This window comes from Streptomyces sp. NPDC002809 (assembly GCF_040295435.1).
Lineage (GTDB): Bacteria > Actinomycetota > Actinomycetes > Streptomycetales > Streptomycetaceae > Streptomyces.
The window spans coordinates 30,626-52,124 of the sequence record NZ_JBEOVJ010000060.1 but is presented as its reverse complement, the minus strand read 5'-3'; the positions used below and the strand labels follow the sequence as shown (position 1 = coordinate 52,124).

Annotated in this window: 19 protein-coding genes; 7 read left to right on the top strand and 12 right to left on the bottom strand. The window is 70.9% G+C overall.

The genetic code is table 11. The features are described 5' to 3' along the window. Positions 1-87: 87 nt before the first annotated feature. Genes ABT025_RS28375 through ABT025_RS28340 form a run of 8 tightly spaced genes read right to left on the bottom strand, consistent with a single transcriptional unit; the run spans position 88 to position 9,307 of the window. Positions 88-1,518: an FAD-dependent oxidoreductase gene (locus ABT025_RS28375; RefSeq protein ID WP_351000356.1), complete on the bottom strand. Its 1,431-nt coding sequence runs from the start codon at positions 1,516-1,518 to the stop codon at positions 88-90. 14 nt (positions 1,519-1,532) lie between these two features. Continuing rightward, positions 1,533-2,450 (bottom strand): VOC family protein, encoded by a 918-nt coding sequence (locus ABT025_RS28370; protein WP_351000353.1) that lies wholly within the window; start codon positions 2,448-2,450, stop codon positions 1,533-1,535. A 47-nt stretch (positions 2,451-2,497) separates the two neighbouring features. Further along, a complete protein-coding gene (locus ABT025_RS28365) occupies positions 2,498-3,682 on the bottom strand; it encodes an acyl-CoA dehydrogenase family protein (RefSeq protein ID WP_351000350.1) in 1,185 nt (394 codons plus the stop codon). 8 nt (positions 3,683-3,690) lie between these two features. Next, complete coding sequence (dmpG, locus tag ABT025_RS28360) at positions 3,691-4,746, bottom strand: 4-hydroxy-2-oxovalerate aldolase (protein ID WP_351000347.1); 1,056 nt, start codon at positions 4,744-4,746, stop codon at positions 3,691-3,693. 28 nt (positions 4,747-4,774) lie between these two features. Continuing rightward, a complete protein-coding gene (locus ABT025_RS28355) occupies positions 4,775-5,683 on the bottom strand; it encodes an acetaldehyde dehydrogenase (acetylating) (RefSeq protein ID WP_351000344.1) in 909 nt (302 codons plus the stop codon). Between the two features lie 56 nt (positions 5,684-5,739). Beyond that, positions 5,740-6,777: a 2Fe-2S iron-sulfur cluster-binding protein gene (locus tag ABT025_RS28350; protein ID WP_351000341.1), complete on the bottom strand. Its 1,038-nt coding sequence runs from the start codon at positions 6,775-6,777 to the stop codon at positions 5,740-5,742. Continuing rightward, positions 6,774-8,444: an FAD-binding protein gene (locus ABT025_RS28345; protein ID WP_351000338.1), complete on the bottom strand. Its 1,671-nt coding sequence runs from the start codon at positions 8,442-8,444 to the stop codon at positions 6,774-6,776. Before ABT025_RS28345 ends, ABT025_RS28350 begins: the two co-directional genes overlap by 4 nt. Beyond that, positions 8,441-9,307, bottom strand: a complete 867-nt coding sequence (locus ABT025_RS28340; RefSeq protein ID WP_351000335.1) for an alpha/beta fold hydrolase — start codon at positions 9,305-9,307, stop codon at positions 8,441-8,443. The genes ABT025_RS28345 and ABT025_RS28340 overlap by 4 nt, the downstream gene beginning before the upstream one ends. Before the next feature lie 320 nt (positions 9,308-9,627). Between ABT025_RS28340 and ABT025_RS28335 the strand changes: the two genes are divergently transcribed. Continuing rightward, entirely contained in the window at positions 9,628-10,191 is a 564-nt protein-coding gene (locus tag ABT025_RS28335) for a flavin reductase family protein (protein ID WP_351000332.1), read from the top strand. 51 nt (positions 10,192-10,242) lie between these two features. On the opposite strand, the gene ABT025_RS28330 is transcribed toward ABT025_RS28335, so the two are convergent. Then, complete coding sequence (locus ABT025_RS28330; protein ID WP_351000364.1) at positions 10,243-11,073, bottom strand: IclR family transcriptional regulator; 831 nt, start codon at positions 11,071-11,073, stop codon at positions 10,243-10,245. Positions 11,074-11,325: 252 nt separating this feature from the next. On the opposite strand from ABT025_RS28330, the gene ABT025_RS28325 reads away from it, so the two are divergent. Both ABT025_RS28325 and ABT025_RS28320 read left to right on the top strand, forming a co-directional pair. Beyond that, positions 11,326-11,931, top strand: a complete 606-nt coding sequence (locus ABT025_RS28325; protein ID WP_351000330.1) for an acyl-CoA-like ligand-binding transcription factor — start codon at positions 11,326-11,328, stop codon at positions 11,929-11,931. A gap of 298 nt (positions 11,932-12,229) precedes the next feature. Next, positions 12,230-13,774 carry an MDR family MFS transporter gene (locus ABT025_RS28320; protein ID WP_502972046.1) on the top strand — a complete coding sequence of 515 codons (1,545 nt, stop codon included), beginning with the start codon at positions 12,230-12,232 and terminating at the stop codon, positions 13,772-13,774. Positions 13,775-14,064: 290 nt separating this feature from the next. Here the strand turns inward: ABT025_RS28320 and ABT025_RS28315 are convergent, their stop codons facing one another. Then, positions 14,065-14,802, bottom strand: a complete 738-nt coding sequence (locus ABT025_RS28315; protein WP_351000324.1) for a hypothetical protein — start codon at positions 14,800-14,802, stop codon at positions 14,065-14,067. Between the two features lie 127 nt (positions 14,803-14,929). Here ABT025_RS28315 and ABT025_RS28310 point away from each other — a divergent pair, with 127 nt between their 5' ends. After that, positions 14,930-17,101, top strand: coding sequence for a S9 family peptidase (locus tag ABT025_RS28310; RefSeq protein WP_351000321.1), 2,172 nt, complete (start codon positions 14,930-14,932; stop codon positions 17,099-17,101). Between the two features lie 73 nt (positions 17,102-17,174). Further along, a complete protein-coding gene (locus ABT025_RS28305) occupies positions 17,175-17,627 on the top strand; it encodes a Rieske (2Fe-2S) protein (RefSeq protein ID WP_351000318.1) in 453 nt (150 codons plus the stop codon). 30 nt (positions 17,628-17,657) lie between these two features. Here the strand turns inward: ABT025_RS28305 and ABT025_RS28300 are convergent, their stop codons facing one another. Continuing rightward, complete coding sequence (locus tag ABT025_RS28300) at positions 17,658-18,308, bottom strand: cysteine hydrolase family protein (protein WP_351000315.1); 651 nt, start codon at positions 18,306-18,308, stop codon at positions 17,658-17,660. Positions 18,309-18,435: 127 nt separating this feature from the next. Between ABT025_RS28300 and ABT025_RS28295 the strand changes: the two genes are divergently transcribed. Then, positions 18,436-18,912 (top strand): pyridoxamine 5'-phosphate oxidase family protein, encoded by a 477-nt coding sequence (locus tag ABT025_RS28295; RefSeq protein ID WP_351000312.1) that lies wholly within the window; start codon positions 18,436-18,438, stop codon positions 18,910-18,912. 442 nt (positions 18,913-19,354) lie between these two features. Next, positions 19,355-20,437, top strand: a complete 1,083-nt coding sequence (locus tag ABT025_RS28290; RefSeq protein ID WP_351000309.1) for a protein kinase family protein — start codon at positions 19,355-19,357, stop codon at positions 20,435-20,437. 496 nt (positions 20,438-20,933) lie between these two features. On the opposite strand, the gene ABT025_RS28285 is transcribed toward ABT025_RS28290, so the two are convergent. Then, positions 20,934-21,476, bottom strand: coding sequence for a YciI family protein (locus ABT025_RS28285; protein ID WP_351000361.1), 543 nt, complete (start codon positions 21,474-21,476; stop codon positions 20,934-20,936). Positions 21,477-21,499 lie beyond the last annotated feature (23 nt).

Sequence of the window (21,499 nt, the reverse complement as noted above, 5' to 3'; positions counted from 1 at the left end):
CGGCGCTGTTCACGTACACATAGATGAAGAACACTCCTGGTAGGAGCAGCCAGGGTGCGGATGAGGCGCGAAGGTTTGCCCAGGTGATCACTCGAAGAACGTCCCGTCGCCGAGCGACGTGCCGCTGACGTACCCCTCGCCGTGGATGCCGGCGGCGGCCCGCCCCGCGGCGAACAGACCGGGGACCGGATCGCCGGACACGTCGAGGACCGCGCCGTCCACGGTCGTGTGCAGGCCCCCGAGAGTGAACCCGGCCGCCCCTGTGCCCGCCGCGGCACCCGGCCGGCCGCCCCGGTGGAATCCGGCCCGCGGGTCGACGGCCGCGAACGGCCCCGCCAACGGCCTGAGCCAGCGGGGGTCCTTGTGGAAGTACGGGTCCTGACCGCTCGCCGCGTGCGTGTTGTACGTGCCGACGGTGGACTCCAGGGCGCCCTGAGGCATCCCGAGTTCGGTCTCCAGCTCCGCCAGGGTCTCCGTGACGAACCGGGGAACGACACCCCAGCGTTCCTGCTCGGGGATCGACTCGTATCCCTCCTCGTCGATGATCACCCAGTAGGGGGCGGGCTGGGTCAGCACGGCGGCCACACTGAAGAGACCGGGATAGACGTCCTCGTTGATGAAGCGCCGGCCGTGGGCGTTGACCAGCATGCCCCGGGTGACCATCGCGGGCAGCGCGGTCAGCGCCAGTTCCACCACGCCCATCCGCCGGGTGGCGGCGCCGATCGCGGCGGCCATCCTGATGCCGCTGCCGTCGTCCAGTCCGTCGCTGACCTTGCCGTGGCCGATGAGGTGCGGGGCATGGTCGGCCAGCATCTCCTCGTTGTCGGCGAACCCGCCGGTGGTCAGCACCACGCCCCTGCGCGCCCGGAAGGCGAGGTCCTGGCCGTGCCGGCGTGCGGTGACCCCGACGACCCGGCCGCTGTCGTCGACGATCAGTGCGGTGGCCAGGGTGTCGGCGTGTACGGCGGCCCCGGCCTCCTCGGCGGCGGCCACGAGTTTCTCCATCACCAGCCAGCCGCCGAACGCGTCGGTCGCGCAGCGGTGGCCGCGCGGGGCCGGGCGGGCGATCTCGTTGTACGGCCAGGCGTTCTCGCCCAGCCACATCAGCCCGTCCTTGGTGGTCGGCATCCAGGTCGGCGCGTCCCACAGGGTCGGCTCGAAGGTCAGCCCGCGGTCCACGAACCACCGGAAGTGCTCGGTGCTGCCCTCGCAGTACAGGCGCAGCTTCTCCTGGTCGGTGTGCGGCCCGAGCGCGGCATCGAGGTAGGCGAACATGTCGTCCGCGCTGTCCTCGAATCCGCAGGCGTGCTGCACCGGGGTCCCGCCGCCGAGGTACAGCTCTCCGCCGGAGAGCGCGGAGGACCCGCCGGGGCCTCCGGCCCGTTCGAGGACGAGGACGTCGGCGCCCGCGGCGGCGGCTTCGTACGCTGCGGCGGCGCCGGCGCATCCGAAGCCGACGACCAGCACGTCGGTCTCTCCGTCGTAGTGGTCGACGGTCCCGGCAGGCACCGGTGTCACCGGCCGGGACGCTCTCATGTGGCTGTCCCGGGCGGGGTGAAGGCGGCGAGGGGTTCGGATCCCGACCAGTCGTGGCCCCAGTAGCTGTCGGCGGTGATCTCCTCGGCGGTGTAGTGCGCCTCGTCGACGCGCATCCCGTCGTAGCCGTATTCGAGGTCCCAGCCGCCGGGCGCACGCACGTAGAACGACACCATCTTGTCGTTGGTGTGCCGGCCCAGCGTCGAGGAGAGCGAGAAGCCCTGCTCGGCCACGTTGTCGAGGGCGCGGCCGACCGCGTCCAGGCTGTCCACCTCGACCATCAGGTGCACGAGGCCGGGCGCCTCCCCGTGCGGGGCGGGGCAGACGGCAAGGCTGTGGTGGCGTTCGTTGACCCCCATGAAACGCACCCGGCGGGGAGAGCCGCCGCCGAGCCGCATCGAGCCGCGGGGCATGAATCCGAGGACTTCGGTGTAGAAGGCGATCGTCTCGTCGGGGCTGGTGGTGGGCAGGACGATGTGTCCCATCCCCTGGCCGCCGGTGACGAACCGCTGGCCGAGCTTGGTCACCACGGGACTGTGGTCGAGGATCGGGGCGAAGAACACCTCGACGGACACACCGGCCGGGTCCTCGAAGGTGATGCCCTGCTCGACGCCCCGGTCATCCGCCTCCTCGCGGCTGAGCGGCTTCACTCCCGTACCGGACGCCTCGACGGCGCGGCCGACGGCGGCGAGCGCGAACTGGTCCCGCACCTCCCAGCCGATCGACAGCACCCGGTCGGTGTCGCCGGGCAGGACGACGAGCCGGGAGCGGCGCTCGTCCATGCGCAGGTACAGGCCGTCGGGTTCCGGCCCGGAGCCCTCGGCGAAGCCGAGGGCGTCCACGGTGAGTTCGCGCCAGCGCCCGATGTCGGTGGACTGGACCCGGAGATAGCCGAGTCCGCGGATCTGTGTCATGGGTGTTCCTCTCTGAACCGGTCTGCGGTCTGCGGTCGGTCGTGACGTCAGATCATCGAGCGCATCGGGCCCTGCGGCGGATCGATGCCGATCTCGGTGAGGGCCGAGGCGTGGAAGACGGATCCCGGCACATGGATGGCGTGCGTGAGACCCACGTGCGCGTCACGCCAGAAGCGCTGGATCGGGTTGTCCAGCCGCATCGCGTTGCCGCCGGAGCGGGCGACGACCTCGTCGACCGCGCGGACGGCCCGCCAGGCGGCGGCGGCCTGGGTGCGCCGGCCGACGGCCCGGCGCTCGAAGCTGATCTCCTCGCCGGCGGCAACCGCGTCGTGGATCCGGCAGATGTTGTCCAGGAGCGCCGACCGGGAGGCCGCGATCTCGGCAGCCGCGTCGCTGATGGCGTACAGGACGTACGGGTCGTCCTTCACGGCCTGGCCGGTGATCTGCACCCGGCCGCGCTGGTAGTCGAGATGGTGGGCGAGAGCGCCCTCGCAGATGCCGATCACGGCGGCGGTGATGCCGAGCGGGAACGCGGCCGAGAAGGGCAGCCGGTAGGCCGGGTTGGTCAGCCCGGACTCCGCGGCCAGGGACCCGTCCACGACCTTGTTGTACTCGATGACGCGGTAGTCGGGTACGAACGCGTCCTTGACGATGACGTCCTTGCTGCCCGTGCCGCGCAGCCCGACGACGTCCCAGGAGTCCTCGACGATCTCGTAGTCGGCGCGGGGCAGGATGACGTGCACGGACTGCGGGGGGTTGATCCGGTTGCCGTCGGCGTCGGCGAGGAAGCCGCCGAGGAAGATCCAGCGGCAGTGGTCGGTGCCGGAGGAGAACTGCCAGTGGCCGTTGAAGACGTATCCGCCGTCGACGGGCCTGAGCAGGCCCATCGGGGCGTACGGGGAGGCGATCCAGGTGTCGGAGTCCTCGCCCCAGATCTCCTCCTGGACCCGGGGGTCGGCCATCGCCATCTCCCACGGGTGGACACCGACGACGCCGGTGACCCAGCCGCTGGCCCCGTCCAGTGCGGCGATCCTCATGACGGTCTCGGCGAACTCGCGCGGGTGCAGTTCGAGGCCGCCGTACGTCTTCGGCTGGAGCATGCGCATCGCCCCGACGTCGCGCAGGATCTTCGCCGCCTGGTCGTCGAGCCGGCCGAGCGCCTCGTTGGCGGGTCCGAGCGCGCGGATCTCGTCGGCGCGTGCCTCGACTGCTTCGAGTACGGGATTGGGCATGGCTGTTCTCACTTCCCCGAAGAGTGCTGGGCGGTCCCGGAGCGGTGCTTCGCCGCGAGGGCGACCGCGATCTCGATGAGCTGGTCCTCCTGGCCGCCGACGAGCTTGCGACGGCCCGCCTCCATGAGGATCTCGGCGCCGGAGACCTGGTAGGTGGCGGCCTGGCGGGCGGCGTGCTTCAGGAAGCTGGAGTAGACACCGGCGTAGCCCATCGTCAGCGACAGCCGGTCGAGCAGGCATTCGCCGTCCATGACGGGCCGCACGACGTCCTCGGCCGCGTCGATGATCTTCAGTACGTCGATGCCGGTACGGATCCCCAGCTTCTCGGCGACGGCGGCGAACCCCTCGACGGGGGTGTTGCCGGCGCCCGCGCCGAAGCGGCGGGTGGACCCGTCGATCTGCTTGGCCCCGGCGCGGACGGCGAGGACCGAGTTGGCGACGCCGAGGCCGAGGTTCTCGTGCCCGTGGAAACCGACCTGGGCGTCGTCGCCGAGCTCGGCGACGAGGGCGCCGATCCGGTCGCTGGTCTGCTCCATGATGAGGGCGCCTGCGGAGTCGACGACGTACACGCACTGGCAGCCGGCGTCGGCCATGATGCGGGCCTGCCGGGCCAGCACCTCCGGCGGCTGACTGTGCGACATCATGAGGAACCCGACGGTCTCCAGGCCCAGTTCGCGGGCTAGACCGAAGTGCTGGACGGAGATGTCGGCCTCGGTGCAGTGGGTGGCGATCCGGCAGATCGCGGCGCCGTTGCCGGCGGCCTCGCGGATGTCGTCCTGGAGACCGAGGCCGGGCAGCATCAGGAAGGCGATCTTCGCCCGGCGGGCGGTCTTCACCGCGGCCTTGATGAGCTCCTGCTCGGGGGTGTGGCTGAAGCCGTAGTTGAAGGAGGACCCGCCGAGGCCGTCGCCGTGCGTGACCTCGATGACGGGGACGCCCGCGTCGTCGAGCGCGGCGACGATGGAGGTGACGTGGTCGACGGTGAACTGGTGCTGCTTGGCATGCGATCCGTCCCTGAGGGACGAGTCGGTGACCCGGATGTCCAGGTCGGAGCTGTAGGGCATGGCTCGTGTACTCCTCGGTGAGCGGCGGTCAGGCACCGGCGCGACGGGCGGTGATCCGCTGGGCGAAGCCCTCGCCGACCCTGGTGGCGGCGGCGGTCATGATGTCGAGGTTTCCGGAGTACGGCGGCAGGAAGTCGCCCGCGCCCTCCACCTCGACGAAGACCGCGACGCGGGCGAGCCCGCCGCTGACCGCGGTCGGCCGGTCGAACTGCGGCTCGGTGCGCAGCCGGTAGCCGGGGACGTACGCGGCGACCTCGGCCACGGTCTCGTGGATGGACGCGGTGACGGCGTCCCGGTCCGCGTCGGCGGGGATCGCGCAGAAGACGGTGTCCTGCATCAGCATCGGCGGCTCGGCCGGGTTGAGGATGATGATGGCCTTGCCCTTGGCGGCGCCGCCGATCGTCTCGATGCCCCGGCTGGTGGTGAGCGTGAACTCGTCGATGTTGGCGCGGGTTCCGGGCCCGGCGGACGGCGAGGCGACGCTGGCGACGATCTCCGCGTACGCGACCTCGGTGACCCGGGAGACGGCGTGCACGATCGGGATGGTGGCCTGGCCGCCGCAGGTGATCAGGGAGACGTTCGGTGCGTCGAGGTGGTCGCCGAGGTTGACGGCGGGCACGACCGCCGGGCCGATCGCGGCAGGCGTCAGGTCGATTGCCTGGATGCCGAGTCCGGCGTACTTGGGGGCGTTGGCCCGGTGGACGTACGCGGACGTGGCCTCGAAGACCAGGTCCGGACGCTCGTCGCCGGCCAGCAGGGCGTCGACGCCGTCGGCGCTCGCGTGCAGGCCGTGGTCGGCGGCGCGCCCCAGGCCGGGGCTCTGCTCGTCGATGCCGATCATCCAGCGCGGCTCGATGTCCGGCGAGCGCAGGAGTTTGTACATCAGGTCGGTGCCGATATTGCCGGATCCGACGATCGCGGCGGTCGCCTTGGTCACGGTTCGAACCTCATCCGGGTCGAGTGGGAACGGAGAACGGGTACGGGAGGGGCGGCTCAGCCGTCGTAGGAGGCCTTGAGACGGTCGCTGAGCGGGCGCGCCTGGCAGGCGAGGATCAGGCCGTCGGCGAGGTCGGCCGCGTCGAGGACCTCGTTGCGTTCCATGGCCACCTCGCCCTCGGTGAGCACGCAGGCGCAGGCGCTGCAGCTGCCCTCCCGGCAGGAGTACGGCGCGTCCAGTCCGGCGGCGAGCAGCACGTCGAGCAGGGGCGTACCGCGGGGCCAGTCGACGGTGTGGCGCACCCCGTCCAGCTCCACCTCGGCCGTGCTGACGGGCCCGGCGGTTTCCGGCTCGGGGACGGGCTCGCGTTCCGCGAACGGGTCGCCGGTCAGTGAGGTGAAGCGCTCCACCGTGATCCGGTCCTGCGGTACGCCGAGCCCGGTGAGTGCTCCGGTCGCCAGGTCCATGAAGGGGCCGGGCCCGCATACGAACGCCGGGCGCCCGGCGTAGGGGCCGGCGAGAGCTCGCAGGCCGGATGCGGTGGGCCTGCCCTGGACGGACTCCAGCCAGTGCAGGACGGTGAGCCGGCCGCCGTACTCCCGCGCCAGGCCGGCCAGTTCGTCGCGGAAGATGACGGACTGCTCGTCGCGGTTGGCGTAGAGGAGGGTGATCGCGCCGGTGCCCTCGTGCAGGGCGGAGACGAGGATCGACATCACCGGGGTGATGCCGCTTCCGGCGGCGAACAGCAGGAAGTCGCCGTCGAGCGTGTCCGGGGTGAAGGTGCCCGCGGGCCGCAGCACCTCCAGGGTGTCGCCCTCGGTGACGTGGTCGCAGATCCAGTGGGAGGCGTACCCTCCGGCCGTACGCTTGACGGTCACCTTCAGGAGCTCGTCGCGCGCCGGGGAGCTGCACAGCGAGTAGCAGCGGGCGGCTCCGCCCGGACGCTCGGAGGGCACGCGGACGGTGAGGAACTGACCGGGGCTGTAGGTGAACCGGGCCCGGTCCCCGTCCACCGGTTCCAGGACCAGCGAGTGCGCGTCGGCGGTCTCCCGGATCACCTTGACGACGCGTACCGTCAGCGGCGCCGGGCTCATGGTGTCCCTCCGCCGGCCGCGTGCCGGGCCGCGACGTAGCCGAACACGATGGACGGGCCGATGGTGGCGCCGGGTCCCGCGTACTCGTTGCCCATCACGGCAGCCGAGGTGTTGCCGGTGGCGTACAGCCCCGCGATGACCGAGCCGTCCTCGCGCAGCACCTGGCTGTGCTCGTCACAGACGAGACCGCCCTTGGTCCCGAGGTCGCCGACCTCGATGCGGATCGCGTAATAGGGGGCCTTGTCGAGCTCGTCGAGGTTGGGGTTCTTCATCGTCGGATCGCCGTAGTAGCGGTCGTAGGCGCTGTCGCCCCGCCCGAAGTCGGTGTCCCGGCCGGTCCGGGCGAAGCCGTTGAACCGTTCGACGGTGTCGGTGAGCGCGTCCGCGGGCACGTCGATCTTCCGGGCGAGTGCCGCGATGCTGTCGGCCCGGTGCACGGTGCCGTTCTCGTAGAACGCCTTGGGGAACGGCATGCCGGGCAGGATCTGCGCGAACGGGTAGCGGGCGCGGGCCTTGGCGTCCATGACGAACCAGGCGGTGGTGTGCCCGCCCTCGATCTGGTCGTGGACGAAGTTCACGTACGGCGACGACTCGTTGGTGAAGCGCTTCCCGTCGTCGGAGACGATCACCGACGGCGGGATGCACCGCTCGGAGACCAGCGGGATGGTGGCACCGGCCGGATGGTGCACGGAAGGCATCCACCAGGCGTCGTCCATGAAGTCGAGGGCGGCGCCGAGAGCCTGCCCGGCGACGATGCCGTCACCGACGTTCTCGGCGACTCCGGCGCTGTGGTCGTCCCGGCTGCCTTCGGGCAGGTACTTCTTGCGCATCTCCTGGTTGTGGTCGAACCCGCCGGTGGCGAGGAGCACACCGCGCCTGGCGCCGATGCGCACGGACTCGCCCTCCCTCTCGACGACGATGCCGGTGACCCTGCCGCTCGCGTCCGTGACGAGTTCGGTCATCGGGCTCCGAAGCCGTACGGGAATGCCCGCGTCCTTCAGCGCCATGCGCATCCGCGCGACCAGCGCCCGGCCGCCGGTCGCCATGTGGCGGCGCCGGATCATGTTGGAGGAGACCCGCCATGCGGCGGTCAGGGAGGCCCGGCGTCCGCGCCAGGTCCGCTTGACCATGGCGAGGTCCCGGTAGTCCTTCGAGGTGATCCACAGTCCGAGCGGGCCCTTGAGGCTGTTGGGCCGCTGGTACTTCTCGTCCTCGCCGAGCTTGCGGGTGTCGAAGGGCAGCGCCTCGATGGACCGGCCGAGCGGGCGTCCCCCGTCGTACTCGGGGTGGTAGTCGGCGTAGCCCTTGACCCAGAAGAACCGCATCCACCGGCTCTTCCCGAGCAGTTCCATCGCGGCCGGTCCCTGGTCGACGTACGCGTCGAGGCGGGCCCCCGGCACCCGGTTCTCGGTGAGCAGGTCGAGGTAGCGGCGTACGGACTCACGGCTGTCGTCGTGTCCCCTGGCCCGCAGGGTCGGATTGTTGGGGATCCAGATCCCGCCGCCGGAGATGCCGGTCGAACCGCCGTACTTCCGGCCCTTCTCGACCACGACGGTGCTCAGGCCGCTGTCGGCCGCGGTCAGTGCGGCGGCCATGCCGCCTCCGCCGCTGCCGACCACGACGAAGTCGAACTCCTCGTCCCAGGCTCCCTGGGCCGCGGCGCTCACGCCGCGTCCTTGCGGGTGAGGAAGGCGAGAACGGCGCTCTCCCAGGCGGCCTTCTGTTCGATCATCACCCAGTGCCCGCAGTCCGGGAAGACGTGCAGTTCGGCATCCGGGATGGTGCGCATCGGCACGATCGACATGTCGACGGGGCTGACCCTGTCGTCGCGGCCCCAGGTGAGCAGGGTCTTCGCGCGGAGCCGGTGGAGCATGGCCCAGTACGGTGCCTCGTCGGACACGGCAGCGGCGGCGGACCGGGCGGCGAACGCCTTGCTGCCGTACATCCGGCGGGCGCTGGCGAGCGTGTCCGGGTCGGTGGCCTGGGCCCACCGCTCCTCGATGAGCTCCTCGGTCACCAGGGACCGGTCGAACACCATGGAGTTCAGCCAGCGGACCAGGCCCTCGCGGGACGGTGCGTCGGTGAACTCGGAGAGCAGCTTGATGCCTTCGCCCGGCCCCGGGCTGAACAGGTTCCGGCCGATGCCGCCGATCGTCACGAGGCGGCGCACCCGGTCGGGGTGGGCGAGCGCGAACTGGGTGCCGACGATGCCGCCCATCGAGTTGCCGATGACGTCGACCTGCTGGAGCCCGAGCCCGTCCAGGAACCGGGTCACGGACGAGGCCGCCGTCGCCATGGGGTGGCCGTCGACCGGGTCGCTGACGCCGAAGCCGGGGAACTCCAGGACCAGGCAGCGGAAGTGCCCGGCGAACGCGCCGAGGTTGTGCCGGTAGTTGCGCCAGCCGGTGACCCCGGGGCCGGATCCGTGCAGCAGAAGCAGGGGCGGGCCGTCCCCGGCCTCGTGGTAGCGCAACACGCCTTGATCTGTGGCGAGTTCGCGCAGTGTGGAGTCGTGACTCAGCTCCGTCATCATCCCTGCCTCGGTTGACCTCGGTGTTCGGTGGGCCTGGTGGCCCGACGGGCCGGCCCGGGCGGTCGCGGCCCCGGCGGCCACAGGTGCCGTGTGAACGGTTCCTGGACGGTAGCCACGGCCTGCCGGGCCACGCGGCGGACGTCTCGGTCAGCGGGATGCGTACGGCCGGCGAGGTACGGGCGGCCCGCGACGGTCCGCGGCCCCGGGCCGTTCCACTCATCGGGAACAGGCTCCCGGCGCTCAGGGCGGTGTCCTACTTTCGGCCCCCTGCCCGGTCCCGGGCACACCACCGCACCGTCCCCCATGAGGTGAACCCGATGACCGCAGAGTCCCTGTCCGCGCCCGAGGCATGCGAGGAGACCGAGCCGACCCCTCTGCGGATGCGGCGCACCATGGGGACCTTCGCGTCCGGGGTCACGGTGGTGACGGGGATCGGCCGGGACGGCCTTCCCGCCGGCTTCGCCTGCCAGTCGTTCGCGTCGGTGTCGCTCGAACCGGCCCTGGTGCTGTTCTGCGCCGACCACCGGGGACGGACCTGGCCGAAGATCAGGGAGGCGGGGCGCTTCGCCGTGAACATCCTGGCCGAGGACCAGACGGACCTGTGCGGCCGCTTCGGTTCGAGCAGGGGCCGGAAGTACGAGGGGCTCGACTGGGAGGTCTCCCGCTGGGGAACGCCGTCGCTGCCCGGCGTCCTGACCCGGGTGCACGCCGATGTGTACGACGTGCACGGTGCGGGCGACCACGACGTGGTGGTGGGCCGGGTCCTCGCCCTGGAGACCGTGGCCGACCGGCAGCCGATGCTCTTCTTCCGCGGCGGCTTCGGCGTCGAAAGCCCCGCGGCGCCCACCGACCCGTGGAGCTGGGGCGACCACTGGGGGTGAGGGCGGCAGGCCCCGGTCGTATACAGGGCCGGCCCCTCACCTGCACCTGATCTACTGCCAGTCCCCGTACTGCCCCGCGGCGAGCAGCCGGTCCATGGCCTGCGGGGACCATGTCTCCTCGGGTGCGGCGGCCGCCCGGCGGGCCGCTCTGACCGGCGTCTCCGGCTCGGGGAACAGCTCGCGCGACACCTGCCGCGCCGCGTCCACGACCAGCGGCGCCACCTTCTCCAGCGGGGACCAGGCGTCCCCCACCAGGGAGATCGCGGCGACCGGACCCTCGGGGCCGCGGATGGCGGCCGCGACGCAGGCGATGTCCGGGAAGCACTCGCCGCGCTCGAAGGCGAGGCCGTGGCGTCGCCGGATGCGGTTGAGTTCCTGGTGCAGAGTGCCGACGTCGGCGATGGTGCGCTGCGTCAGACGGCCGATGGACTCGGCAGCCCTGGTCTCGACATCCTCCGGTTCGAGCCAGGCCAGCATCGCCTTGCCGAGCGCGGTCGAATGGGCGGGCGCCCGGCCGCCCACCCGGGAGGGGACGGCCGCGGCGAAGCGGCCGCCGACCTTGTCGAGGTAGTGCACCTCCGCCCCGTCCAGGACGGCCAGATGGACGACCAGGCCGGTCTGGATCTGCAGCTGGTGCAGCCGGGCGGCGGCGGCCTCACGGATCCCGCTGTGCGCACCGTCCCCGCCGCCGAAGCCGAGGGCGCGACGCCCGAGTCCGTAGCCGAGGCCGGTGTGTTCGAGCCACCGCAGCCGTACCAGCTGGTCGAGAATCCGGTGCGCCGTGGACCTGGGCAGATGCGTGGACCGGGCCACTTCCTCCAGCGAGAGCCGGGCCGTACGGCCCTCGAAGACGTCCATGATCAGCGTCACCCGCTCGACCATCGACGGCGGCAACTCGCGACGAACCGGCGCCTGCACGTGGGGAGCGTCTTGGACAGCCGTCATGGGTGCCTCCAGTCACAGACTGAAATGAATTCTTGTTTTCCGGAATGTAACAGCGCCCCCCGAGCCCAGTGAAGAGATGCGCACCGTCTCTTTTGACCGGACACGTCACCGACGGCCGGCGAACCGCCTCCGACCCGCAGCTTCGGCAGAATTTTGCCCAGAGTGCAAAATTGCATAGCATGCACCTTCATGAGTGCCGACGACACATCCCTCGGGCTGCGCGAACGCAAGAAGCGCGCGACGCGCGACGCCCTTGCCGACATGGCGCTGCGCATGGCCGCGGACCGCGGGATCGAGAACGTGACCGTGGAAGCGGTCACGGACGCGGTCGGGGTCTCCGTGCGTACGTTCTTCAACTACTTCCCGTGCCTGGACGACGCGATCACCCGTCCCGGTCACGAGAACGCCGAACGGACCCGCAGGGCCGTGCTGAACGCCCCGGAACACCTCACGGCACTCGAAGCCCTCAGCGAGGCGCTCGCCCAGGAACTCGCCCAGATCGAGGAGGACCACGAACGCTGGGAACTGCAGATGGCGGTGCTCAGGGCGAGCCCTTCGCTGCTGCCGGGATTCCTGGCTGCCCAGGGCGCCGACGAGCGCGCCCTGGTCACCGTCCTGGCCGAGCGTCTGGGGCAGGACCCCGAGACCGATCTCCAGCCCCGGCTGCTCGCACATGTGGCGATCGCCGCCGTGCGCGCCACCGTGGAGGTCTGGGTGGCTTCCGGCCGCACCCGTACGTTCCAGAGCCTCTACCGCGAGGCGTTCGCCTCGCTGGCCGCAGGCCTGAGGACCTGAGGGGCCTTCAGGTTTGAAGGCCTGAAGGCTTGAGGACCCCAGAACCCGAGGACCACCGATCCGAAACCCGAAGGCCCGAGGGCCGTCCGGTGCCCCACCGGAACCTTCGCCCTCACACCGACCCGGCCCGCGCAGAACCGGTCACGCAGCACCAACCACGCAGAGCCGGTCACGCAGTACCGATCAGCACCCCATCACGTAGTGCCAGTCACCAGAGAATGAGGAACGTCAGCCGATGACCGCTGCCGTCACACCCGAAGCCGGTATCGCCGGTGCGCCCCAGGGGGCCGCACCCGGCATGACGCGCCGCCAGATACTCCAGGCCATGTCCGGCCTGATGGCCGGAATGTTCGTGGCCATCCTGGCCTCCACCGTGGTCTCCAACGCCCTGCCCAGAATCATCGCCGACCTGAACGGCACCCAGTCCGCCTACACCTGGGTCGTCACGTCCGAGCTCCTCGCCATGACGGCGACCGTCCCGATCTGGGGCAAGCTGTCCGACCTGTACGACAAGAAGCTGCTCATCCAGCTCTCGCTGTCGATGTTCGTCGTCGGCTCACTCGTCGCCGGCTTCTCGCACAGCGTCGGGCTGCTCATCGTGAGCCGCGTCGTGCAGGGCATCGGCGCGGGCGGGCTCACCGCACTCGCCCAGGTCGTCATGGCGGCGATCATCCCGCCGCGTGAACTCGGCCGCTACTCCGGCATCTTCGGTGCCGTCTTCGCCGTCGGCACCGTCGCGGGCCCGCTCATCGGCGGCGTGCTCGTCGACACCTCCTGGCTCGGCTGGCGCTGGTGCTTCTTCATCGGTGTGCCGTTCGCACTGCTCGCCATCGTGCTGCTCCAGCTGACCCTGAAGCTGCCCACGATCCGCAGAGCGGTGAAGATCGACTATCTCGGCGCCGTCCTCATCATGAGCGGGGTCAGCGCACTCCTGCTGTGGGTGACCCTGGCGGGCAACCAGTTCGACTGGGCGTCGTGGCAGACCGCCGCACTCGTCACCGGCGGAGTGGTCCTGCTGGCCACCGCGGTCCTGGTCGAGTCCAAGGTCCAGGAGCCGATCATCCCCCTGGCCATCTTCCGCAACCGCACCGTGGCCCTGACGACGGTCGCGAGCCTCCTGGTCGGCGTCGCCATGTTCGGCGGCACGGTGTTCCTCTCGCAGTACTTCCAGATCTCACTCGGCAAGACGCCGACCGTCGCGGGCCTGATGAGCCTCCCGATGATCCTCGGCCTGATGGTCTCCACGACCGTCGCCGGGCAGATCATCTCCTCCCGGGGCAAGTGGAAGGGCTTCCTGATCGCGGGCGGCATCATCATGACCGCGGGCATGGGCCTGCTGTCCACGATCGGTGCCGACTCCTCGTTCGGCGTGCTCAGCGTCTACATGGTCGTGCTCGGCGTCGGCGTCGGCATGCTCATGCAGAACCTGGTGCTGGCCGCCCAGAACGACGTACCCGCTTCGGAGCTCGGCGCGGCGACCTCGGTGCTCTCGTTCTTCCGCAGCCTCGGCGGTGCGATCGGCACGAGCGCCCTGGGTGCGGTACTCGGACACCGGGTGGCCCAGGAGATGGAGAAGGGCTTCGGCGGGGCGGCGGGCAACGGGGGCGCCGGGCACGGTGTTCCCGACCTCAGCACCCTCCCCGAACCGGCCCGGCAGGTGGTCGAGCACGCGTACGGCGTCGCGACCGCGGACGTCTTCCTGATCGGCGCCCCCTTCGCGTTCCTCGCCCTGGTCGCGGTGCTGTTCATCAAGGAGAAGCCGCTCAAGACGCAGAGCGGCATGGAGCGGCTCGCGGAGGAGAGCGCCGCCGCGGCGAAGTCCTCCGCCGCCGCGACGCACTGACCACCGGGACGGATCGCCGGGTCACTGCCCGTTGGGCAACTGCCCGTTGGTCAACTACCCGTTGGGTCACTGCCCGTTGGGTCACTGCCTGTTGGGTCACTGATCGCCGAGTCACTGCCCGTTGGGCGACCGGCCCCTGAGTCCCTGAGTCACGGAGCCCCGCATCGCACACGCCCGGTCGCGTGTGGGTGCGGGGCTCCGAACTGTGCGCCGGACACGAGAACATGAACACCGTCCGGCCCGACACGTCACCGGCGGCGAGCAGCGCTCCGGCGCGCGTGCCGCCTCGTTCAGCTGTGCCGCATCCAGATGTTGGGCTCGCGATACACACCATGATCGTCGGATCGGTCCACCTGAAGCAGGCTCAGCCCTCCCGGGATCACGTAGTCGCCAGAGTCGGGGAAGGCCATGCCCGTCCAGTGTTCCCACTCGGCAACCGTGCCGGTCATCGTCTGGGAGGCGGGAGCCGCCGAGACGATCTCGGCGCCGAGGCGCTGATGGGTCCGTATCCACGGGTCGAGGGCCATCCCGTCCTCTCGGGTCCACCGCATGAAGGCCTCGATGGGCGTCAGCGGATACCGGGCCTTCGTCGTCGGGCGTACCGGTGCGACGACGTGGACCAAGCCGGCTTCCTCGGCAGTCCGACGCAGAGCGGTGAGGGTCTCTCCCGCAAGACCGCGCCCCTTGAGCGACGGGGTGACGACAGCCCCGCAGATGACCAGGGTGTTGGCTTCGGTCCCCTGCTCGCGGCCTTCGACCGCACGGACAAGGGCCTGCGTGTACCCGGTGGGGAGCGTCTCGGTCAGGCCGTCCCAGTGGATCGGTACACCCCAGCCCGAAGCGACCGGCGTCTCCCGCTCGTCGACCAGCGTCAGGTCCAGATCGGCGAACCACTCACCGACCCTGCCTATGTACTCCTTCACCAGCCGGTCAGCGGTGATGAACTCCGGGAAGCCCTCGCTGAAGAGCTCCTTGAGCTGCTCATCCGGCCACGTGCGTGCGTCAGTTCGTTCGATCTTGAATGCCACACCTGTTCATAGCACAGACGTTCCCAGTATTCGCTGCACCGATCCCGTCCCGCCGGAGCAGAACCCGGCATCATATGGGGGTGGACCGGGATGGATCGAGCGGATTTCCACCTGTCATGGTGTCGCCATGACTCCCCCCTTCGACGCACCCGCCGACACCCACGCCCACGCGGCCGCCGTGGAACGCTTCCCCCTCCAGTTCGCCCGCACCCGGCGCTTCTCGCTGGGCGTGCCGCGGCAGTTCACCGTCTCCCCCGACGGCGAGCGGGTGCTGTTCGTGCGGAGCACCTCGGGCACGGACCCGGTGAGCAGGCTCTGGCTGTACGAGAACGGTGCGGAGCGGCTGCTGGCCGATCCCCTCGGCCCCGGCTTCGCGGACGACGCCCCTGGCGAGGTGCCGCCCGAGGAACTGGACCGACGCGAGCGGGCCCGCGTGACCTCGTCCGGCGTGGTGTCCTACGCCACCGACGCCGATGCACGTCTGGTCGCCTTCGCAATCCAGGGCATCCTCTGGGTGCTCCGCACCGACGGCGGCACCCCGCGCCGGGTCGCCACGGCCGGACCGGTCGTCGATCCGCGCCCCTCACCCGACGGCTCCGTGATCGCGTACGTGTCCGGGGGCGCGCTGCGGATCGTACGCGCCGACGGGACGGACGACCGGCCGCTCGCCGAACCGGTCGGCGAGCACATCACGTACGGGCTGTCCGACTACGTCTCGCAGGAGTCGGTCGGACGCTCCCGCGGCTACTGGTGGTCCCCTCGGAGCGATGCGCTCCTGGTCGCCCGGGTGGACACGGCCGGCGTGCGGCGCCGGTACATCGCCGACCCCTCGGACCCGGAGCGGCCGCCCCGCGTGGTGGCGTACCCGGCCGCCGGCACGGCGAACGCGAAGGTGTCGATGCATCTGGTGCGGCTTTCCGGCGAGCGGACCGACGTCCGCCTGCCCGGGGAGGCCGGCGAGGGACATCCCGAAGGCGTGTGGACGGACCGGGCGTTCGAGTACGTCGTGGCGGCGGGCTGGGACGACCGCGGGCCGCTCGTCTCCGTGCAGACCCGGGACCAGCGGTCGGTCCACGTCCTGGAGGTGGACGACGCCTCGGGTGCGACCCGCACCGTGCACCGGACCCACGACACCGCCTGGGTCGCCCTGCGTCCGGGCACGCCGCTGCGCCTCCCCTCCGGAGCACTCGTCGTCCCCGCGCGACCGGGCGGCGACACCCAGGGGCTGGACATCGGCGGCACCACGACACCGCCGGGCCTGGAGGTCCGCGAGGTGATCGGCGCGGCCGGCGGGCGGGTGTTCTTCGCGGCGGGCGAGGAGCCGACCGAGATCCACGTCTGGTCGTACGACTCCGGCGACCCCGGCCGGGGTCCCGTACGGGTCAGCGGCGAACCCGGCGTGCACACCGCCGCGGTCGGCGGCCCGACGGTGGTCCTCGACAGCAGGACACCGGGCGGCCATACGGTGACGGTGCTGCGCACCGGAGCTCCGACGGGCAGCATCGCCGTTCTGGCCGAGGAACCGCTCGTCAGGCCGCGGCCTCGGTCCCTGAGCCTGGGCAAGCGGGAACTGCGCAGCAGGCTCTACCTGCCCTCCTGGCACCGGCCGGGCGACGCTCCGCTCCCGGTGCTGCTCAGCCCCTACGCCGGCCACGGCATGCAGGTCGTCCTGGAGGTGCGGACCTGGTGGGTCGCGGTCGCCCAGTGGTTCGCCGAGCAGGGTTTCGCGGTGCTGGTCACCGACGGCCGGGGCACTCCGGGGCGTGGCGAGGCATGGGAGAAGTCGGTGCACGGCGACCGCCTCACGGCCGTCCTGGAGGACCAGATCGACGCCCTGCACGCGGCGGCGGACCGCCACCCCGCGCTCGATCCGACCCGGGTGGCGATGCGCGGCTGGTCGTTCAGCGGGTATCTGGCGGCGGCAGCCGTCCTGCGGCACCCGGAGGTCTTCCACGCGGCGGTGGCGGGCGCGGCCCCCGCCGACCGACGGCTCTACGACACCCATTGGGAGGAGCGCTTCCTGGGCCACCCGGACGTGCAGCCCGAGAACTACACCCGCAATTCGCTCCTGGACGAAGCGGGGACGCTGACACGCCCGCTCATGCTCGTGCACGGTCTTGCCGATGACAATGTGACCGTGGCGCACACGCTGCGGCTCTCCGCAGCGCTGCTCGCGGCAGGCAGGCCGCACACGGTGCTGCCGCTGTCGGGGGCCGGGCATCTGGTCGGCCAGGAGCAGACCGCCAGCGGTCTGCTCCTGCTGGAACGGGATTTCCTGCGGAAGTCCCTGGGGCGTTGAACACAGATCACCGGCTGCGCGTACCTCTGGACGAAGCGTCGGAGCCGAGAACACCGTGGAAGGAAATACCAGCATGAGCGCATCGCAGGACCACGAGGTCCGCATCGGACGCCGCACCGTCGTCACAGCGGCCGGTGCCGTCTCCGTGGCCGCCGTACTGGCCGCGTGCGGCAGCTCGGACGAGCCGGCCGGTTCCGGTGTCGTCGAGCAGGCCGATGACGGCGGGGACCGCGGCGGCCCGGTCCTCGCGAGGACGGCCGACATTCCTGAGGGCGGCGGCAAGGTCTTCGCGGAGCAAGGGGTCGTCGTGACACAGCCCGCGCCCGGTGAGTTCAAGGCGTTCTCGTCGAAGTGCACCCACGCGGGCTGCGCGGTGTCCAGCGTCTCGGACGGCGCCATCAACTGCCCATGTCACGGCAGCAAGTTCGACGTGGCGACGGGCGCGGTCACCACCGGTCCGGCCACCGCGCCGCTGCCCGCCGCCGCGATCACGGTCGAGGGCGACGCGATCAGCCTCGCGTCGTAGCAGGCCTCACGACCGTCCCCGGGCCGCCCCTCACCCCCTCGGCCCGGTCCGTCCGCTCTTCCAGCAGCCGAGCAGTTCGTCGGTCGTGGTCACGGTGGCGACCAGGGCCAGAGTGTTGCGGATCATCGCGGGGGTGTAGTCGGCCGGCACCCCCGCAATGGCATCGGACGGCACCACCGCGGTGTACCCGAGGTTCACCGCGTCGAAGACCGCGTTGGGGATGGCCACGTTCGCCGATACGCCGGTGACGACGAGGGTGCGACAGCCGAGGTTGCGGAGCAGGGCGTCCACGTCCGTACCCGCTATCGGCGACAGCCCGTGCAGCCGGCGGACGATGAGGTCCTCGTCCGCCACCTCGATGGGCTCGGCGATCCGTACCGCCGTGGTGCCTGAATGCTGCTGTACGGGAAGCCGCCCCGCGGCACGGAAAAGGCGGGCGTTGCTGTTGGCGCCACGGCCGTCCGGGCGGCGTTCGGCCACCGCGTGCAGTACCTGCACGCCTGCCGCGTGGGCGGCGGAAACCAACCGCCCGACGTTGTGCAGGGCCCCGGACGACCTGGCCTCCTTCGCCAGTTCGGGCAGCGCGCTGCCTGGCCCCACCACACCTTGCTGGCACTCCACCGTCAGCAGGACGGTGGTTGCCGGATCGGTCTGCTCGGCTAGCTGTTCCCTGGTCGGCACGGCTGCCCCTCTCGGTGGCGGATCGGGCGCGCGAGGCTAACGTCCATTGCGCGATGAGGGAAGAGGCCCCATGATTCCTGACACATCGATTCCTGACACATCGTCAGCGAACAGGAAGGGGCTTCCCATGGCCGTCAGTCAGCGGCGGGGCCGCCGGATCATGATGACGGACGAGGAACGCGACACCTACCTCGCCGGACAGCGCACCTGCCGGGTCGCCACTGTCGGCGCGGACGGCCGCCCGCACGTCGGCGCGCTCTGGTTCTGCTGGGACGGAACGTCACTGTGGCTCTACTCCATCACCAGGAGTCTGCGCTGGTCGCAGCTGGACCACGACCCGAGGATCTCCGTGGTCGTCGACGACGGGGTGGAGTACGGGGAGTTGCGCGGCATCGAGCTCTCGGGCGAGGCAGTCTTTGTCGGCGAGGCTCCGCGCACCGGTGAGCCCGTCCCCGAACTCATCGTTCCCGAGCGCCTGTTCGCCGCGAAGTACTTCGACATGGAGGTGATGCCGCACGACGGCCGGCATGCCTGGATGCGACTCACCCCCGACGCCGTCACGTCCTGGGACTTCGGCAAACTGACCGGTCCGGCCGGCACCTGACCCCCAGACGGATCGGCCCGGCGGCACCTGACCTCAGGCGGATCGGCCGGCCGGCACCCGACCCCTGGCTGACCGGTCCACCTCAGCCCACGGGGGCCGAAGGACGGCCCGGCTCCCGCGCGTCCCCGAGGGGGCCCGAAGCCGACTTGGCCGTCCACCGGCGCCTCTCGCCCTGGGGGTGCGACCAGGCCGGTCTCTTCCGGGTGCGCCCGGGCCCTCCCGGGCTCCGATGGGAGATCCTGGATGGGGCTGGAGCACCTCGCGTACCCGATGCGAGAACGAGTTGTGGCGGTGAGTCCACGATCCGGACCTCCTCCGCCGGTCAGTTCCGATCCTGCTCCGGGAAAGGCTCGTTCACGAGAGTGGCCGGCCTCCTCGGCGTAAGGTCGGTGCCCGTACGTGGGACTGCCGAAGCCCTGGTTCGGGCACCGAGGAGCCGTCGATGCTGGACCAGGACTCCGTTCGCGCCGCGCGCCTGGCCGGTTACGGGGCCGTGAGCACTCAGCTCTCCTTGCTGAGCGACCACCGGCTCGGGGAGGTCGTGGCAGCCGCTGCCCCGCTCGGGTCGGGCATCGGCGGCAGGTCGGCAGAGCTGGAGATCAACGGGACGCGCGTCTTCGTCAAGCGGATCCCGTTGACGGACACCGAATTGGGTTCGGAGAACGCGCGGTCGACGGCGAACGTCTTCCATCTGCCGATGTTCTACCAGTACGGGATCGGCTCGGCCGGGTTCGGTGCCTGGCGGGAGCTCGCCGTGCACACCATGACAACGAACTGGGTTCTGGGCGACGAGTACGCGGGATTCCCGCTGATGTACCACTGGCGGGTGCTGCCCGACTCCCCTCCCGAAGGATTCACCGACGAGTTCGGGGGCCTGGATGCAGCCGTCGCGCACTGGGAGGGATCACCCGCCGTTCGTGACCGCCTGGAGGCCATCGGCCAGTCCTCGTGCAGCCTGGTGGTCTTCCTGGAGCACGTGCCGCACACACTCGCCGGATGGCTGGCCGACCACCGCAGGACCGCCGCTCCGGAAGGCGGGGGCGGCTCGCCCTTCCGCTGGGTGGAGGAAGCCCTGACGAGCGGAACCGCCTTCATGCGTTCTCGCGGACTCGTCCACTTCGACGCTCACTTCGCCAACATCCTGACCGATGGCCGCCGGCTCTACTTCGCCGACTTCGGACTTGCCCTGAGCTCCCGCTTCGAACTTTCGGCGGAGGAGTCCGGCTTCCTCTCGGACCACCTCGCGTACGACCAGTGCTACACCGCGAGCCACCTGCTCCGACACCACCTGCTCGACGGCGTGCGCGGTGACACCGATCGCGAAGTCTTCCTGCACGACTGGATCGCGGGCCGCCGACCCGGCGGCATCCCGCCCGAGATCACGGCCATCATCGACCGGCATGCACGCCCTACCGTCGTCGTGGACTCCTTCTTCCGCCGCCTGCTCACCGAGAGCAAGCAGACGCCGTTCCCGGCCGCCGAGATCGAACGGCAGTCGGGCGCGGGCGCCACAACCCCGCACTGATCCACGCCCTCGCCTCGCCTCGCCTCGACGGCCGCGGCAGCACGGCATCGGCTGCCGCGGCCGCCGCCTACCGGCGGCCGCCCGGCGCGCCTTCCCCCCGGCCCAGTTCCTCGATCGCCCGGTACGTCGGGTGCTTCACCGTCCCCGGGTGAACCGGCACAGAACCCGCTCGGCCGCGGCGGCGGCCAGGCTTGGGACGGTGGGGTACTTCACGATCCGATCGTGCTGCTGGGCAAACGAGCCCGGCCGATCGTCTTGGCGGAGAGCACCGGGCGAAGCCCCGGCCCCGCGGCCTCGATGCCATCCGCACAGGGCATGCAGCTCACGCTCGGCGGCCAGCCGCCCGAACCGCGGGTAGGTGGCCCCCCTGTCGAGGCCGCCACCCACCCCACCGGTGTGCGTCAGGCCGGCGCATCCAGGATCCCGGGTGAGGCACCAGGATGCCGAGCCGTTCGACGAGCTTCGGCGGCCACGCCGGTCCGATGGCCTCGGGTCATCACGACCGCCCGCCGAACTGCCAGTTGTGCACCTCGATGCCGTCGTACCGGTCCGAGGTCAGGACGGAGCGTGCCGTCTCCGGGTCCGGCGCTCTGACCAACGCCGCCGTGCCCAGCCAGGTGGCGCCGTCGTCGGACAACAGCGGTCCGTAGGCGATCAGCTCGTCCCGGTCGGGTGGCAACGGGAGGTCGGCGGCCTGCCCCGAACCGAGGCCGAGCACCAGGTACCGCTTGCCGCTCGTCTCGCCACCGGGGAAGTCCCACATGGTGCGCCCCAGGACGTTGCGCCACCGTCGCAGCAGCACGTCCCGGTACACGCCGGCCTGGTAGCCGGGCTCGTCGAAGGCGAACGCACGCGCGGCGGCGGTGTCCGGGAGGTCGACGATGTGCAAGCTGCCGGTGGGTACCCCGCCGACGAGGGTCGGGCCCCGGGCGATCATCTCCTTCGCGTACCGGTCCATGTAGGACCAGTGCTCTTCCAGTAGCTCGTCGCGCAGCGGCAAGGATCCGGGCCGGTCACGGTGATAGCAGAGGAACTCCATACTCATAGTGTCTCCGCAAGGAG